The 16,340-nt window shown below is 64.0% G+C and carries 15 protein-coding genes; 11 read left to right on the forward strand and 4 right to left on the reverse strand.

Translation table 11 applies throughout. The features are described 5' to 3' along the window. Positions 1 to 68: 68 nt before the first annotated feature. The 8 genes from MF606_RS04000 to rsmD all read left to right on the forward strand — a co-directional run bounded on the left by MF606_RS04000 (position 69) and on the right by rsmD (position 9,475). A complete protein-coding gene (locus tag MF606_RS04000; RefSeq protein ID WP_240232367.1) occupies positions 69 to 503 on the forward strand; it encodes a DUF4345 domain-containing protein in 435 nt (144 codons plus the stop codon). A 66-nt stretch (positions 504 to 569) separates the two neighbouring features. Continuing rightward, positions 570 to 1,430, forward strand: coding sequence for a TIGR01459 family HAD-type hydrolase (locus tag MF606_RS04005; RefSeq protein ID WP_240232368.1), 861 nt, complete (start codon positions 570 to 572; stop codon positions 1,428 to 1,430). 4 nt (positions 1,431 to 1,434) lie between these two features. After that, positions 1,435 to 2,409 carry a bifunctional riboflavin kinase/FAD synthetase gene (locus tag MF606_RS04010; protein ID WP_240232369.1) on the forward strand — a complete coding sequence of 325 codons (975 nt, stop codon included), beginning with the start codon at positions 1,435 to 1,437 and terminating at the stop codon, positions 2,407 to 2,409. A gap of 120 nt (positions 2,410 to 2,529) precedes the next feature. Further along, positions 2,530 to 5,484: an isoleucine--tRNA ligase gene (gene ileS / locus MF606_RS04015; protein ID WP_240232370.1), complete on the forward strand. Its 2,955-nt coding sequence runs from the start codon at positions 2,530 to 2,532 to the stop codon at positions 5,482 to 5,484. A 3-nt stretch (positions 5,485 to 5,487) separates the two neighbouring features. Beyond that, positions 5,488 to 6,075: a signal peptidase II gene (lspA, locus tag MF606_RS04020; protein ID WP_240232371.1), complete on the forward strand. Its 588-nt coding sequence runs from the start codon at positions 5,488 to 5,490 to the stop codon at positions 6,073 to 6,075. An 85-nt stretch (positions 6,076 to 6,160) separates the two neighbouring features. Beyond that, a complete protein-coding gene (locus MF606_RS04025; RefSeq protein WP_240232372.1) occupies positions 6,161 to 6,868 on the forward strand; it encodes a hypothetical protein in 708 nt (235 codons plus the stop codon). Positions 6,869 to 6,973: 105 nt separating this feature from the next. After that, positions 6,974 to 8,908 (forward strand): pseudouridine synthase, encoded by a 1,935-nt coding sequence (locus MF606_RS04030; RefSeq protein ID WP_240232373.1) that lies wholly within the window; start codon positions 6,974 to 6,976, stop codon positions 8,906 to 8,908. Positions 8,909 to 8,911: 3 nt separating this feature from the next. Further along, positions 8,912 to 9,475, forward strand: coding sequence for a 16S rRNA (guanine(966)-N(2))-methyltransferase RsmD (rsmD, locus tag MF606_RS04035; protein ID WP_240232374.1), 564 nt, complete (start codon positions 8,912 to 8,914; stop codon positions 9,473 to 9,475). 143 nt (positions 9,476 to 9,618) lie between these two features. Here rsmD and MF606_RS04040 read toward each other — a convergent pair whose 3' ends face one another. From MF606_RS04040 to znuC, 3 genes are read right to left on the reverse strand one after another with little or no spacing between them, the layout of a single operon-like run. Continuing rightward, a complete protein-coding gene (locus MF606_RS04040; protein ID WP_240232375.1) occupies positions 9,619 to 10,035 on the reverse strand; it encodes a Fur family transcriptional regulator in 417 nt (138 codons plus the stop codon). After that, positions 10,025 to 10,843, reverse strand: a complete 819-nt coding sequence (locus tag MF606_RS04045) for a metal ABC transporter permease (protein WP_240233775.1) — start codon at positions 10,841 to 10,843, stop codon at positions 10,025 to 10,027. The genes MF606_RS04040 and MF606_RS04045 overlap by 11 nt, the downstream gene beginning before the upstream one ends. Further along, on the reverse strand, positions 10,833 to 11,648 hold the full coding sequence (gene znuC / locus MF606_RS04050) for a zinc ABC transporter ATP-binding protein ZnuC (protein ID WP_240232376.1): 816 nt from the start codon (positions 11,646 to 11,648) through the stop codon (positions 10,833 to 10,835). The genes MF606_RS04045 and znuC overlap by 11 nt, the downstream gene beginning before the upstream one ends. A gap of 159 nt (positions 11,649 to 11,807) precedes the next feature. Here znuC and MF606_RS04055 point away from each other — a divergent pair, with 159 nt between their 5' ends. The 3 genes from MF606_RS04055 (at position 11,808) to zigA (ending at position 16,000) form a co-directional block, all read left to right on the forward strand. Further along, positions 11,808 to 12,743, forward strand: coding sequence for a zinc ABC transporter substrate-binding protein (locus MF606_RS04055; RefSeq protein ID WP_240232377.1), 936 nt, complete (start codon positions 11,808 to 11,810; stop codon positions 12,741 to 12,743). A gap of 228 nt (positions 12,744 to 12,971) precedes the next feature. Continuing rightward, complete coding sequence (gene aztD / locus MF606_RS04060; protein ID WP_240232378.1) at positions 12,972 to 14,726, forward strand: zinc metallochaperone AztD; 1,755 nt, start codon at positions 12,972 to 12,974, stop codon at positions 14,724 to 14,726. A gap of 65 nt (positions 14,727 to 14,791) precedes the next feature. Further along, positions 14,792 to 16,000, forward strand: coding sequence for a zinc metallochaperone GTPase ZigA (gene zigA / locus MF606_RS04065; RefSeq protein WP_240232379.1), 1,209 nt, complete (start codon positions 14,792 to 14,794; stop codon positions 15,998 to 16,000). Here the strand turns inward: zigA and MF606_RS04070 are convergent. Continuing rightward, positions 15,981 to 16,337, reverse strand: a complete 357-nt coding sequence (locus MF606_RS04070; protein WP_275693123.1) for a DMT family protein — start codon at positions 16,335 to 16,337, stop codon at positions 15,981 to 15,983. The genes zigA and MF606_RS04070 overlap by 20 nt on opposite strands. Positions 16,338 to 16,340 lie beyond the last annotated feature (3 nt).

Here is a 16,340-nt window from a genome sequence, read left to right on the forward strand (position 1 = left end):
ACGACTGCGACGCCGCGCCACATTGATAGGCCCCATACGGTGCCGTATGGTTGGCATGTCGATGAGGTATGGTCATGGCCGACGCTAACCAAATGCCGCCCAGCGAAGCAATGAACCATCGGCCGTTGCAGACCGTGCTGGCTATCCTGCTCGCCGCCACCGGCGGCGCCATTGTGCTGATCTCCTTGGTTCAGGTCGTCCTCGGCCTCGCGGCCATTCCCGGAGCAGGCCCCGGTAATGCAACGCTGGATAGCGAGCATCGCTTCTACGCGGTGTTCTTCCTAGCCTTCGGGCTGGCCTTGCTGTGGTGCCTGCAAGATCTGTCCGGCCGCGCCCGGCTCATCCAAGGCCTGATGGCGCTGTTTTTCCTCGGCGGGTTGACTCGTGTGCTGTCCGCCCTGACGACCGGTCTGCCGCATCCGCTCTTTGTTGGTCTTGGCGTAATTGAGCTTCTGCTGCCGCCGCTATTGGCCGGCTTGGCCTACCTGAACCGCAACACATGACTTGATCATTTCGGCGAACCTGCGACATAGAGGCGTGCTCCCCCCAAGCCGCATCGGACGTTTGCCATGACCACTCCCGCCATTTCCGGCCTCGCCGATCTTGCCGGCCGCTACGATGCGGTGCTGAGCGATGTGTGGGGCGTCGTCCATAATGGCATCGCGGCCTTTCCCAGCGCCGTCGAGGCTCTGACCGAGTTCCGCAAAGCCGGCGGCAAAGTGGTGTTCATCACCAATGCACCACGCCCTTCGCCGCCGCTGATCGAGATGCTCGACCGCTTGGGCGTCGATCGCACCGCCTATGACGCCATTGTGTCATCGGGCGATGCAACGCGGAGCATGATCGCCAAATACCGCGGCCGGCCTATCCATCACATCGGTCCGCCGACCGACGATGACTCGCTCTATGAAGGGCTCGACGTGCGTCGCACCGGCGCGGATGAGGCCGAAGTGATCATCGTCACCGATCTCGATACCGATGACGATACGCCCGAAATGTACCGCGAGCGCGCCAAGCTCTGGCTCAGCCGCAAGCTGCCCATGATCTGCGCCAATCCCGACCGCGTTGTCGAGCATGGTGACAAGATCATCTACTGCGGTGGCGCCCTGGGCGATCTCTACGCCGCCATGGGCGGCATGGTTCTCATGGCCGGTAAGCCCTATCAGCCGATCTACGAGGAAGCCTTCCGCCTCGCTGAAGTTGCCGCCGGCCGTCCGCTCGACAAGTCCCGCGTGCTTGCTATCGGCGATAGCGTGCGCACCGACGCCACTGGCGCCGCCCAGTTCGGCATCGACCTGCTATTCGTCACCGGCTCCATCCACGCTGCCGAACTCGATGCTTTTGGCAAACCTGATCCGCAGGCCATTGCCGATCTCGTGGCACCCAGCCGCGCCCGCATGGCCGGTTTCCTGCCGCGCCTGACCTGGTAGTTCCATGTCCAGCTTTATCCGCCTCGCCGATCTCGATCACGTTCCACCCAGCCTGCGTGGCGCCTATGTCGCCATCGGCAATTTCGACGGCTTCCATCGCGGCCACCAGAGCGTCATCGCCACACTCAAGGCCCGCGCCGCCGAGGCCGGCGTGCCGGCCATGGTGCTGACCTTCGAGCCGCATCCGCGCGACGTCTTTGCGCCGTCTCCCTTCATGTTCCGCCTCACCGATGGCGATGCCAAGGCGCGCCTGGCCGAGGCTTTCGGCATCGATGCTATCGCCATCCTCAATTTCGACCGCGCCTTCTCCCAGATCGAAGCCGAGGATTTCGTCTCGCGCTTTCTGGTTGACGCGCTGGGGGTCACCGGCGTTATCGTTGGCTCCGATTTCCATTTCGGCCGCCAGCGCCGCGGTACGCCGAGCTTCCTCAAAGCCGCCGGCGATACGCATGGCTTTGCCGTCGAAACGCTGGACCTGATGGATGAGGGCGACGAGGTCATCTCCTCCTCGCGCATTCGCGCCGCGCTGTCCGAAGGCGCTGTGGCCGCCGCCAATCGGTTGCTCGGCTATCACTGGTTTTTTGACGGCTGCGTCGTCAAAGGCGACCAGCGGGGCAGGGAACTGGGCTATCCCACGGCCAACACCATGACCCATGCCAGTTTCCAGCTCGCCCAGGGCGTCTATGCCGTCCGCGCCCGCCTCGGCACCCGCTTATTCGATGGCGTGGCGGCATTCGGCAAGCCGATGTTCAACAACCAGCGTCCGCCCTTCGAAACGCATCTGTTCGATTTCGACGAGGACATTTACGGCCAGACCATTTCGGTCGCACTGCTCGGCCATATCCGAGGCCAGGAAGTGTTCGCCGGCCTCGACGACTTGGTTGCAGCAATGGACCGCGACAGCCGCAAGGCCCGCGACCTGATCGCCAAGGCAAAGCCGCTCGGTGAGCTGGATATGAAGCTGGGCTTTTTCGGCTAGCATTGGTCGGGTGCTCTTCGCCTCCGGCCAGGGGAAGGGCGATCCGCAAATCATCCTTTGCCCCATTCGCCCGCCCTTGCTACAACCCCGCCCAAATCTCCTTTAGCGATTGCCGTTTCCATGACCGATACCGCCACGGGCGCCGCCGAAACCGACTATTCGGCCACGCTTTTCCTGCCCGAGACCAATTTCCCGATGCGCGCCGGCCTGCCCGAGCGTGAGCCGGGCTGGCTCAAGCGCTGGGAAGACATGGATATTTACGCCCTGCAGCGCGAGCAGGCCAGGGAGCGGCCACTGTTCACGATCCATGATGGCCCGCCCTATGCCAATGGCAACATCCATATCGGCCACGCGCTCAACAAGACGCTGAAGGACCTCGTCTCCCGCTCCATGCAGATGCTGGGCTATAACTCGGCCTATGTGCCGGGCTGGGACTGCCATGGCCTGCCTATCGAGTGGAAGATCGAAGAGCAGTATCGCGCCAAGGGCAAGGACAAGAACGAGGTTCCGGTGGTCGAATTCCGCCAGGAATGCCGCACCTTTGCCGAGCAGTGGGTCGATATCCAGCGCGAGGAATTCAAGCGCCTCGGCGTGCTTGGCGAGTGGGACAATCCCTATCTCACCATGAGCTTCGACGCCGAAGCCCAGATTGCCCGCGAACTGATGAAGGTCGCGACGACGGGCCAGCTCTATCGCGGATCCAAGCCGGTCATGTGGTCCGTCGTCGAGCGCACCGCACTGGCCGAAGCCGAGATCGAATACCAGGACTACGAGAGCGACGCGATCTGGGTGAAATTCCCGGTCAAGCAGTTTGGCGGCGTCGAACCGGCAACCGGCAGCCAGGTTGTCCGGCCCTATGTCGTGATCTGGACGACCACGCCCTGGACCATTCCGGCGAACCGCGCGATCTCGTTTTCGAGCAAGGTCGCCTATAGCCTTTATCGGGTTACCGAAGCGCCTGAGGGCAATTGGGCAGCCGTCGGCGATCAGTATGTGCTGGCCGATAACCTGGCCGCCGAAGTCATGCAGAAGGCCAAGGTCGAGGCTTATCAGCGGGTCTTCGCGGTCAAGCCGGACATGCTGGCCGGCACGATCGCCGAGCATCCCCTGCGTGGCCTGGCCGACGGCTACAATTTCGATGTCCCCCTGCTCGATGGCGACCACGTCACCGACGACGCTGGCACGGGCTTCGTGCACACCGCACCGGGTCACGGCCTCGACGACTTTGAGATCTGGATGAATTCCGGCCGCAAGCTGGCCGAAAAGAACATCGATTCCGCCATCCCCTACGTGGTGGGCGACGATGGCTTCTACACCTCCGAGGCCCCCGGCTTCGATGGCGCGCGCGTCATCGACGACAACGGCAAGAAGGGCGATGCGAACAACCGCGTTATTGCCGCCCTTGCCGAGCGCAATGCCATGGTCGCCCGTGGCCGCGTCAAGCATCAGTATCCCCATTCCTGGCGCTCCAAGAAGCCGGTGATCTTCCGCAACACGCCGCAGTGGTTCGTTTACATGGACCGCGACATCATGGGTGTGCCCGGCGATACCCTGCGCCACCGTTCGCTCAACGCCATCGACGCTACCAGGTTCTATCCCGCTGCCGGGCAGAACCGCCTGCGCTCGATGATCGCTGATCGCCCCGATTGGGTGCTATCGCGTCAGCGCGCCTGGGGCGTGCCGATCACTGTCTTCGTCGAGAAAGCCACCAACGAAATCCTCAAGGACGACACGGTCAATCACCGCATCGCCCAGAGCTTTGAGGAAGAGGGCGCGGACGCCTGGTACAAGCCCGGCGCCGCCGCGCGTTACCTCGGTGAGGGCCGCAACCCCGACGACTATGAGATGGTCACCGACGTGCTCGACGTCTGGTTTGACAGTGGCACCACCCATTCCTGGGTGCTGCGCAACAAGCAGAAGTGGCCGCATCTGAAATTCCCGGCCTCGATGTATCTCGAAGGCTCCGACCAGCATCGTGGCTGGTTCCACTCCTCGCTGCTCGAAAGCTGCGCCACCAATGGCCACGCTCCCTATGAAAGCGTGTTGACGCACGGCTTCACCATGGATGGCGAAGGCCGCAAGATGAGCAAGTCGCTGGGCAATACCGTCGCCCCGCAGGACGTCATCAAGCAGTACGGCGCCGATATCCTGCGCCTCTGGGTCGCTTCGTCTGACTATTCGGAAGATTTGCGCCTGGGCAAGGAGATCATCCAGACTACCGTCGACAGCTACCGCAAGCTGCGCAACACGCTGCGCTGGCTGCTGGGCAATCTCGCCCACTACCAACCCGGCGATGCTGTCGATTTCCGCGACATGCCCGAGCTCGAGCAGCTGATCCTGCATCGCCTGGCTCAGCTCGATGAGCAGGTGCGTGGCGCCTACAAGGAATACGACTACCGCAAGATCGTCACTCTGCTGACGAACTTCATGAACATCGAACTTTCGGCATTCTACTTCGATATCCGTAAGGACGCGCTTTATTGCGACCCGATTTCGTCGGTCAAGCGCAAGGCTTCGCTCACGGTGCTCAATCACCTGTTCGATTGCCTCACCGCCTGGCTCGCGCCCATCCTGGTCTTCACCATGGAAGAGGTCTGGCTGGAACGGCACCCGGAGGCCGGCTCGTCCGTCCACCTGCGCCTCTTCCCCGAAGTGCCCACCGAATGGCTCAACGAGGACTTGGCCAGCAAGTGGACGCTCGTTCGTGCCGTGCGCCGCGTCGTGACCGGCGCGCTCGAAATCGAACGCCGTGAAAAGCGCATCGGCTCCTCGCTTGAAGCCGCGCCCCGTGTCATCATTTCCGATGCCCGGTTTGCGACGGCCATCGAGGGGCTGGACATGGCGGAGATTTCGATCACCTCGGCCATTGCTATCGATCCGACGGGCGACGTGCCGAGCGATGCCTTTGTGCTCGATGACGTTCCCGGCGTCGCGGTTGTTCCAGCGCTGGCCCAAGGCTCGCGGTGTGCCCGCTCGTGGAAAATCCTCCCCGAAGTCGGCTCCGATCCGCAGTTCCCCGACGTATCGCCGCGCGATGCCCAGGCTCTGCGCGAACGCGCCGCGGCGGGGTTCTAGATCTTGACCGAGAACAACGACAGGGCTGCCGCCGTTCGCGCATGGCTGCAGCCCTCAGTATACCTCTCCCTCACGCTGGCCATCCTCGCCTTCGGTATCGACCGCGCCCACAAGGCCTTTCAGGTCTCGGCCGATTGCATCGCCATCGGCGCTGCCCCCTGTGTCGAAATCTTCACCAGCTACATTCCGTTTGCCATGACCGGTTGGCGCGGCGGTGAAGTCGTGCGCGTCACCGATTTCTTCGATTATGTGCTGGTCTGGAACACCGGTATTTCCTATGGCCTGCTCGATGGCCTGCCGGCCTGGGGCCTAGGCGTGGTCATGCTCGTCGCCATCGTCGCGCTTTCCGTCTGGTGGGTGCGCGCCGATTCAGCGCTGATCCGCGCCGGATTGGCCCTCTGCATTGGCGGCGCGCTCTCCAATGCGCTCGATCGCCTGCTCTATGGCGCCGTTGCCGACTTCTTCCACCTGCATTGGGGCACTTGGTCGTTCTACATCTTCAATCTTGCCGACGTTGCCATCACGGCTGGTGTAATTCTGTTGATTGCCGACCTCATAGGGCTCGGTCGTGCCAGGAAACGGGCGGCTTGATGACCGAAGAACACGTTGCCGCCAGAATCTGGCCTTAGGCGGCAGAATGAGTTATAAGCGCCGCCGATATGTTGAAGGACGTTTCATGCGCATTGGATTGACCGGGCAGCAGGCTGCTCGTCGGGCTGGGTTGGCTTCGCTGGGTCTCGTGCTGGCTCTGGCGCTGGGTGCTTGCACCACGGTCGAAGGCACCAATGCCCTCACCGATGCGGGCACCTTCGAACGCGAAGTGATGACGTCGACGGCGCGTGGCCTTGGGCTTGTCCCCGGCGAAGCGCCGAAGGAAGACCTGACTCAGGCCCGCGCCCCGCTGGCGCTGCCGCAGTCGGGCCAGGCATTGCCTGCGCCCACCACCACGGTGGCAGCGGCCCAGTTGCCCGCCAATAGCGACACCGTCCAGATCGATACCGCCAACCTGACCGAGGCCGATATTCAGCGCCTGCGTAATGCCAAGGTCGTGGACCTGCGCTCGCTCTCCGGTCGCCCCCTTACTGAGGCTGAGGCCCGCCAGCTTACCGCCCGCATGCAGGCCGCCAATATGAGTGTCAACGTCAACGGCAAGCGTCCGCTCTACCTGCCGCCCGACGAGTACTTCACCCGCGTCGGCGACGCCGAAATGGTCTGCGCCGTCGGCAATGGCGAGGTGGTTTCCATCAACGATCCGAAGTGCCCCGAGGCCGTCCGCAAGGCGCTGCGCGCCCAAGGCGTACAGACGCCATACGCCACCGGATCGCTCAGCTCCGGCCCGACATTGGGCCTGACGAGTTCAGAGACCCAGCTCGGCAACAACTAAGTTCTGAGCAACGCTACTTGCATCAAGCGGCTGGATGGCTCATCCAGCCGTTTCGCCTTTTCCGCGCCGCCCACCTGGGTCCCGCATGACAGAAAGTACGCCGACATGAGCGACACCCCCGCCAAACCCGACACCGGCGATCGCCTCGCCAAGGTCATCGCCCGCTCCGGGCTCTGCTCCCGCCGCGACGCCGAGGTGTGGATCACCGAGGGTCGTGTGGTGGTCAACGGCAAGAAGGTGCTCACTCCGGCCTTCAATGTCACCGACCGCGACAAGATCATCGTCGATGGCGCGCCGCTCGCCGCCCGCCAGGGCACGCGCGTCTGGCTCTACCACAAGCCCGCCGGCCTCGTGGTCACCGAGAAGGACCCCGAGGGTCGCGAGACCATCTTCGAACATCTCGAAACTCATGGCCTGCCGCGTGTCGTCACCGTCGGCCGCCTCGATATCAATACCGAAGGCCTGCTGCTGCTGACCAATGATGGCGGCCTCAAGCGCGTTCTCGAACTGCCCGCTACCGGCTGGCTGCGCCGCTATCGCGTGCGCGCCCATGGCACCGTCACTCAGGCGGCCCTTGATCGCCTCAAGGACGGCATCGAGATCGACGGCATCAAATACGGCTCCATCGAAGCCACGCTGGAGCGCGAGCAGGGCGCCAATGTCTGGCTGGTCATGGCTCTCCGCGAAGGTAAGAACCGCGAGGTCAAGAACGTGCTCGGCGCGCTCGGCCTTGAGGTGAACCGTCTGATCCGTGTCAGCTATGGCCCGTTCCAGCTCGGCGACATTCCCGTTGGCGGCATCGAGACCATCAAGGCCAAGATGCTGCGCGACCAGCTCGGCAAGAAGCTCGCCGACGCCGCCGATGTCGATTTCGACAGCGAGATGCCCGAACCAGCAGCGCTGGTCGGTAAGCCCACGCGCGATCGCCTGACTGGCCGCGGCACCAATACGGTCGAAATCGCCCGCCAGCGCTTCCGCTTCACCGACGGCGCCGAAAAGACCGAAGCGGAAATCCGCGAGGACCGCCCGCGCCAGGACCGCCCTGGCCGCTTCGATAGCCAGAAGCCGGCCCCAAAACGCGTCGAGGCGCGCGACGACGAGGAAGTGGCGCCACCGCGCCGCATTCATTTCGATGAAGACGGCCGCGCCCCCGAGGACTTCGTGCAGAAGCGCAATACCAAGCCGACCGCCTGGCGTGACCCCGACGACCAGCCCGCCAAGACCTTCGGCAAAAAGCCTGAGCGACCGGCCAAGAAGGATTTCGGCGACAAGAAATCCTTTGGCGACAAGAAGCCGTTCGGCGCCAAGAAGCCTTATGAAAAGAAGTCCTTTGGCGACAAGCCGGTCTTTGACAAGACTCGTGGCCCGCGCCGCGAAGATGGCGATCGCCCCAAGCGTCCCTATGGCGATCGCCCTGCAGGTGCCCGTCCTTCCGCCGACCGCAGCGATCGCCCCAAGCGCGACTTCGGCGACCGGCCGGCCGGCAAGTCGTTCGGAGATCGTCCGCGCGGCCCGCGCCCCGAGGGTGGCAGTCGCCCGCCCGCCGGCCGCGAGTTCACCGGCACGCCGCGCGGTCCGCGTCGTGGCGAAGCCGCCGCCGAACGTCCGGCTCGTACATTCGAGCCGCGCCTGCGTCCCGATAGTGAACGCGGCGAAGGCGCTGCCTTCAAGGGCGAGACCAAGCGTCCCGGCCGCAATTTCTCGGACAAGCCCGCGCGCTTCCGCGCCGACGGGGATCGTCCAGATCGCCCGGCACGCAGCGATCGTCCGACCCGCCCGGGCCGCGACGAATTCGGCTCCGAGGCCAAGACCTATGGCAAGCCGCGCATGCGAGCCGACGGCAAGCCGATGCCCAAGCGCGATGGCGCCGCACCTGCTCGCGGCCCGCGTCCCGGCGGCTATGGCAAGCCGGGTGGTGCAGGCAAGCCCGGTGGTCGTCCGACCGGCGCTGGTCGGCCCTCGGGCGGCCGTCCTGCCGGAGGTGGGCGTCCAGGCGGCGGTGCTGGCCGCCCTTCCGGTCCTCGTCGCCCCAAGGCCTAAGCCATGCGTATCGTTGCCGGAAAATTCCGCGGTAAGCAGTTGAACTCCCCGTCGGACGATTCCATTCGCCCGACGGCCGACCGCGTCCGCGAGTCGATGTTCAACATCCTGGCCTCTCGCCTTGGTCCGGTCTTCGACGGCGTCCGCGTGCTCGACCTGTTCGCGGGTACCGGCGCCCTCGGTTTCGAGGCCCTGTCCCGCGGCGCGGCCCATGTGACGTTCGTGGATACTGGCGCCGAGGCTCGCGGCCTCATCCGCGATCACATCGAGGCCTTCGGGGCAGGGGGCATCACCAAGCTGCTGCGCCGCGACGCCACGGATCTGGGGGTACCTGGTACTTTCGGTAAATTCGACCTGGTCTTCCTCGACCCGCCCTATGGTCAGGGCCTGGGCGAGAAGGCGCTGGCCGGCATCGCCGCCAATGGTTGGCTGGCCGAAGAGGCAACCATCGTGTTCGAGGAAAGCGTCGAGGCCGCGGTGGAAATCCCCACAGGATTCACGCTGGATGATCGCCGGGAATATGGGTCAGCGGCAGTGCATTTTCTGACGTTTGGGGAAAAGTCCTAGACGTCCCATAAACTCGATGTCACCCCGGCCTTGAGCCGGGGCCCATCCTGATACCGCCGCAAGGATCGCTGGGATAACATCCAATCATCTCAGGATGGATCCCGGCTCAAGGCCGGGATAACACCGCGGGTGGGGGGCAGTGCCTACGCCGCCAGCGCCAGACACTCAGCACACTTGCCGCGGATTTCCATCGTCGTCCGCTCCACCTTGAAGCCCTTGGCCCCGGCCCAGTCGCCCAGCCGCTCCTCGATGACAGCGTCGGCGAATTCATCCACCTTGCCGCAGCCTTCGCAGATGGCGAACGCGATCAGCCCCTTGCGATGGCAATGCTCGTCCGCGCAGGCCACGAAGGCGTTGAGCGATTCCAGCCGGTGCGCCAACCCGCGCTCCACCAGCTTGTCCAGCGCCCGATAGACCTGCAACGGCGCCCGCAGCCCGTCGGCCCTAAGTTTGTCGAGAATGTCGTAGGCGCTGAGCGGCCCCTCGGAATGGTTCAGCGCTCCGAGCACCAGGCCCTGGTTGCGCGTCAGGTCGCTGGGAACGTCGTGACTATGCGCCATGGGGCACTCTCCTGCCGAACAGCCGCGTGACGGGCACCGCCAGCGACACAACGAATACTATCAAAGCCATTACCACAATCGAGGGGCCCGACGCGGTATCCCAGGTTCTCGAACCGAACAGCCCGCCCACCACTGCAATGGCGCCAAGCACCGCCGCTACCACGGCCATCATTTCCGGTGTCGCGCTCAGCCGCCGCGCCGTCGCCGCCGGGATGATCAGCAGCGAAGTGATCAGCAGCACGCCCACCAGCTTCATGGCGATGGCGATGACTGATGCCATGAGGATCATCAGCACCAGCCGACTCGCCTCGGGCCGCAGCCCCTCCGCTTCCGCCAGCTCGGGACTGACCGTCGAGGCCAGCAATGGCCGCCACGCCAGGATCAGGATGGCCAGGATCGCGATCCCCCCACCATAGATGATGGCAATATCCTCGACCGACACAGCCAGAATGTCGCCGAACAGGAAGCCCATCAGGTCGATGCGCACGGTGGTGAGAAACCCCACCAGCACCAGGCCCACGGCCAGGGTCGAATGGCTGAGAATGCCGAGCAGTGCATCGGTCGACAGCGTCGCCTGCCGCTGCAGCACAATCAGTGCTCCAGCCACCAGTGCCGCCACGGCGAACACGCCCAGCGTCATGTTCAGCGACAGGATGATACTCAGCGCCACGCCCAGCAGCGCCGAATGGGCCATCGTATCCCCGAAATAGGCCATGCGCCGCCACACGACGAAACAGCCCAGTGGCCCCGTGACCAGGGCCAGCCCGATCCCGGCAATCAGTGCACGCGAGAAGTAATCACCGAACATGGTCATGGCTCCCGTGATCGTGGTGATCATGGCCATGGTCGTGCGCATGTCCCTCAGGCAGCACGCAGCCATCGTCGTGGTGCTCATGATCGTGATGGTGCTGATAGAGCGCCAGCGTGCTCGCGGCCCGCTCGCCAAACAGCTTCAGATATTCCGGGCTCCGCTTCACCGCCGATGGCGTGCCACGGCAGCATACATGGCCGTTGAGGCAGATCACCGTATCGGTCTCGGCCATCACCACATGCAGGTCGTGACTGATCATCAATATCCCGCTCTGCGTCGTGTCGCGGATCTGGCGGACCAGTTCGTAGAGCGCCACTTCGCCAGAAAAATCGACGCCTTGCACCGGTTCGTCCAGCACCAGCAGATCGGGCTTGCGGATCATAGCCCGCGCAAACAGCACGCGCTGGAACTCGCCACCCGACAATTCCTGTACCGCCGCCTTGAGCAGTCGCGATGCGCCCACCGCTTCCAGCGCCGCACTGATGTCGCTGGTCGAAAACCGCCCGGTCAGCGTCATCAGCCGCTCTACCGTCAGTGGTAGCGTCCAATCGATGGTGAGCTTCTGCGGCACATAGCCGATGCGCAGGCCCGGCTTGCGCACCACGCTGCCGCTTGTCGGCTTCAACACGCCGGTTGCCAGCTTGGCCGTCGTCGACTTGCCCGAGCCATTCGGCCCGATCAGCGTTACGATCTCGCCGCGCGCGATCGTCAGGTCGACCCCGCTGACCAGCGTCCGCCCGCCACGCGCCACGCCGGCATTGGCGAGCGTTATCAGCGTCTCTCTGGGAACAATCGCATTCATCGAACCTATCGACTCCGTCTCGCGCTCCCGCGGGGAGGGCGACATTCTGCGTCTGGCGCTCGAGTCGAGAAATCTCGACAGCCACCCTTGACGCCCTTCAATACGTTATAGCATAACACCGTCGCAAGCGTAATAACATAACATATCACGAGGCCGCCGATGAAACTGCTCGCCCCTGTTGCCCTGCTCGCCGGTGCGCTCCTCACCACCACCGCCTGGGCCGCGCCCAATGTCGTGGCCTCGATCAAGCCGGTGCATTCGCTCGTTTCCGCCGTCATGGCGGGGGTTGGTGAGCCGACGCTGATCGTCAAGGGTTCCGCCTCCCCCCACACCTATGCCCTGCGGCCGTCCGATGCTGGCGCGCTCGAATCCGCCGACCTGGTTTTCTGGACCGGCCACGGAATGGAACTGTTCCTGGCCGACGCGCTCGAAACCCTGGCCGGCAACGCGACAGTGGTCGAGCTGGCCGATTCCCCCGGCATCACCCTGCTGCCCGTTCGCGAAGGCGGCGCCTTCGAACCACACTCTCATGAAGGCGAAGATCACGCGCATGAAGGCGAGCATGATCATGCCCATGGCGAAGAGGGCGATATGCATTTCTGGCTCGATCCCGAGAACGCCAAGCTGATGGTGACCCAGATCGCTACGGCCCTGGCCAAGGCCGATCCCGAAAACGCTGCCGCCTACGAGGCCAATGCCGCGACCGAAATCCTCGCCCTCGATGCGCTCGAGACCGAACTTACCGCCACCCTGGCACCAGTCGCCGATAAGCCCTTCATCGTCTTCCACGATGCCTACCAATATTTCGAAGCTCGCTTTGGTCTCACCTTGGCCGGTTCGGTCACCGTCACGCCCGACGTCCTGCCCGGCGCCGCGCGCATCGATGAGCTCAAGGCCAGGGTCGCCGGCCTCGGCGCCACTTGCGTCTTCGCCGAACCCAATTTCGAGCCCACCATCATCAGCGCCATCACCGAAGGCACCCGCGCCAAGTCCGGCGTGCTGGACCCCGAAGGCGGCGCCCTGACCGAGGGCCCCACGCTCTATTCCGACCTGCTGCGTGGCCTCGCCGCCAGCCTGGTGGACTGCCTGAACTAGGCCGTCCCTGGCGGACCGCGTTCGTCCGCCGTCCCCGCCGGCACCGCCGCGCGTCACCCTCGGGCTTGACCCGAGGGCCCTATACTTCAACACGCCCAACAAATGCAGACCCCTCGGTCAAGCCCGAGGGTGACGCGCGGAATGATCGGAAGGTCTCCTCGCGTCCTGGGGCGCGCATCATCAAGCCAAATCACCTCACTCGTAACGTGCTAACATATCGGAGACATTATGCACGCTCGCCTCCTGCTTCCTTTGCTCGCCGCCACCGCGCTGAGCGCCCCGGCCCTCGCCGAAGACACCACCTCCGCCTGGCGCCTCTTCGTGTCCGACCATGCCGCCCCGAAACTGTCCGTCATCGAGCTGGCGACCGGCGACACCCTCGGCACCTTCCCACTCGCTAGTCCGGCCTCGCTCTACGTCACTCATTCCGGCAAGGCGGTCTACGCCGTACAGGGTGCAGGCAACCAGGTGTCGGCCATCAACAGTGGCATCGCCATCGACGACCATGGCGATCACGGCGATATCGAAATCACCGCCCCCGCAGCCATCGACACCACGGTCGCCGGCACCAAGCCGGTCCACTTTGTCGAGCATAACGGCAAGATCGCCCTGTTCTTCGATGGCGAGGGCAAGACCCGCGTCGTCACCGAAGCCGACTGGCTTGATGGCGGCGACATTGCCACCGCCGAGTTCGATAGCGGCGCCCCCCATCACGGCGTGGCCGTTCCCTGGGGCGACTACACCATCGTCTCTGTTCCCAACGCCGCCGACCCGACCGGACTCCCCATCGGCGTTCAGGTCCTCGATAAATCCGGCACGCCCGTGGGCGACCTGTACGCCTGCGCCGACCTGCACGGTGAAGCCGCGTCGGGCAATACCCTGCTGATCGCCTGCGCTGAGGGCCTGCTTGTCGTCACCGGCTCGGGCGAGCCGCAGGTCGAACTACTGCCCTACACCGGCCTGCCTGAAGGCAAGTCCACCACGCTCATTGGTGGCGTTGCCCTGCAATACTTCCTTGGCAATTACGGGCCAGACAAGGTCGTCACCATTGATCCTGTCGCCGACGAACCCTTCCGCCTTATCGACCTGCCGACCCGCCGGGTGCATTTCGTGGTCGATCCCATCCGGCCCAAATTCGCCTACGTCTTCACCGAAGACGGCAAGCTGAACCAGATCGACGTCGTCGCCGGCACGATCGCGCAGTCCGTCACCGTCACCGAGCCCTATTCGATGGATGGCGAATGGAGCCTGCCGCGTCCCCGCATCGCCGTCGCCAACGACGTTGTCGCCGTGACCGATCCCAATGCCGGCGAAATCCACCTGATCGATATCGCCACCTTCACCGAAACCCGCAGCATCGCGCTCGAGGGTGCGCCCTACAATATCGTCGCGGTTGGTGGCTCGGGCGTCGTTCATGGTGAAGGCGACGCGCATGCGCACGCTCATGACGATCAGGTCTATAAGGGCTACTTCGAGGACAGCCAGATTGCCGACCGCGCCCTTGCGGACTGGGCTGGCGACTGGCAGTCGATTTACCCGCTGCTGCTCGATGGAACGCTGGCCCCGGTGATGGAACACAAGGCTGAAGCCGGCACCAAGACGGCCGAGGAATACACGTCCTATTACACTGTGGGCTACCAGACGGACGTCAATCGCATCACCATTGCCGGTGATACCGTCACCTTCTATGGCGAGGGCGAGCCTGCGGCAGCCAGTTATGCATATGACGGCTACGAAGTCCTCACCTACGAAAAGGGCAATCGTGGGGTGCGCTTCATCTTCGCCAAGACCGAGGGCGCTGACGCGGCACCGCAGTTCATCCAGTTCAGTGACCACGCCATCGCGCCGCAGGATGCAGACCACTATCACCTCTACTGGGGCGATGATCGCGCTGCCCTCCTTGAAGAGCTGACCAACTGGCCGACTTACTACCCCTCGGAACTCAGCGCCGAAGACATTGTCGGCGAGATGATCGCGCACTGATTGCACGCATCGAGGCGTCCGGCCTTGCCGGACACCGCTCACCTTTCAGCCCCAAGGCGACTTTCATGACAAAGCTACCGGTCACGGTGCTTTCCGGCTTCCTCGGCGCCGGCAAGACCACGCTCCTCAATCACATCCTGAACAACCGCGAGGGCCGCCGCGTCGCCGTCATCGTCAATGACATGAGCGAGGTCAATATCGACGCCGCTTTGGTCCGCGAGGGCGGCGCCAACCTCAGCCGTACCGAAGAAACCCTGGTGGAAATGTCCAATGGCTGCATCTGCTGCACCCTGCGCGACGACCTGCTGCAGGAGGTGACCCGGCTCGCCCGCGACGGCCGCTTCGATTACCTGCTGATCGAATCCACCGGCATTTCCGAGCCGCTGCCGGTCGCGACCACCTTCGATTTCCGCGATGAGCGCGGCGTGTCGCTCTCCGATATCACCCGGCTCGATACCATGGTGACCGTGGTCGATTGCGCCAACCTGCTCAAAGACTACGCCTCGTCAGATTTTCTGCGCGATCGCGGCGAGACCATGGGTGAAAACGATGAGCGCGCTTTGGTTGACCTCTTGGTCGAGCAGATCGAGTTCGCTGACGTCATCGTGCTCAACAAGGTCTCGACCGCCACGCCGCAAGATCGCGAGACGGCCCGCCAGATCATCAAGGCGCTCAACCCGGTCGCCCGCATCATCGAAACCGACTTCGCTGAAGTGCCGCTCGATGCCGTGCTCGATACCGGCCTTTTCAACCTCGAAGCGGCCGAGGCCAATCCGCTCTGGTTCAAGGAACTGAACGGCTTTTCCGATCACGTGCCCGAAACCCTCGAATACGGCATCCGCTCCTTTGTCTACCGCGCCCGCCGTCCGTTCAATCCGGCCTTGCTCGACAAGTTCATCAAGAGCTCATGGGCAGGTGTCGTCCGCGCCAAGGGTTTCTTCTGGCTGGCGACCCGGCCGCATTACGTTGGCGAAATCAGCCAGGCCGGCGCGCTGGTGCGCACCCAGCGCCGCGGACTCTGGTGGGCGGCCGTCCCCAAGCAGCGCTGGCCCGACGACGCCGATTGGCGCCGCTCGATGACGCCCTACCTCGATCCCGTTTGGGGTGATCGCCGTCAGGAGATCGTCTTTATCGGCCTCGATCCGATGGACGAGCATGCCATTCGCCGTGACCTTGACGCCTGCCTTGTGCCCGCCAACAGCTTCCACCCGGACAACTGGGCCCGCCTGCCTGACCCGTTCCCGGCCTGGGGGCCTACTTCAGCGGCCCCTTGAAGATGAAGAACGCGCCGAGAGCGATGAGGGCAAACCCCACCCCGTGGTTCACCGTCAGCTTCTCGCCGAAATAGAACACGGTGAAAACCGCGAACACGCTCAACGAAATGACTTCCTGAATCGTCTTGAGCTCGGACGGCGAGTACACCGCCTCGCCGATCCGGTTCGCCGGGACCGCCAGCCAATATTCGAAGAAGGCGATGCCCCAGCTGATCAGCACCGCCGCCCACAGCGCCGATGTCGGCCACTTGAGATGGCCATACCAGGCAAAGGTCATGAAGACGTTGGACGCGAGCAGCAGTCCAATCGGAGCCAGTGTGGCAAAGTTGAAGCCCAAGGA

Source organism: Devosia lacusdianchii (assembly GCF_022429625.1).
Taxonomy (GTDB): Bacteria; Pseudomonadota; Alphaproteobacteria; order Rhizobiales; family Devosiaceae; genus Devosia; species Devosia lacusdianchii.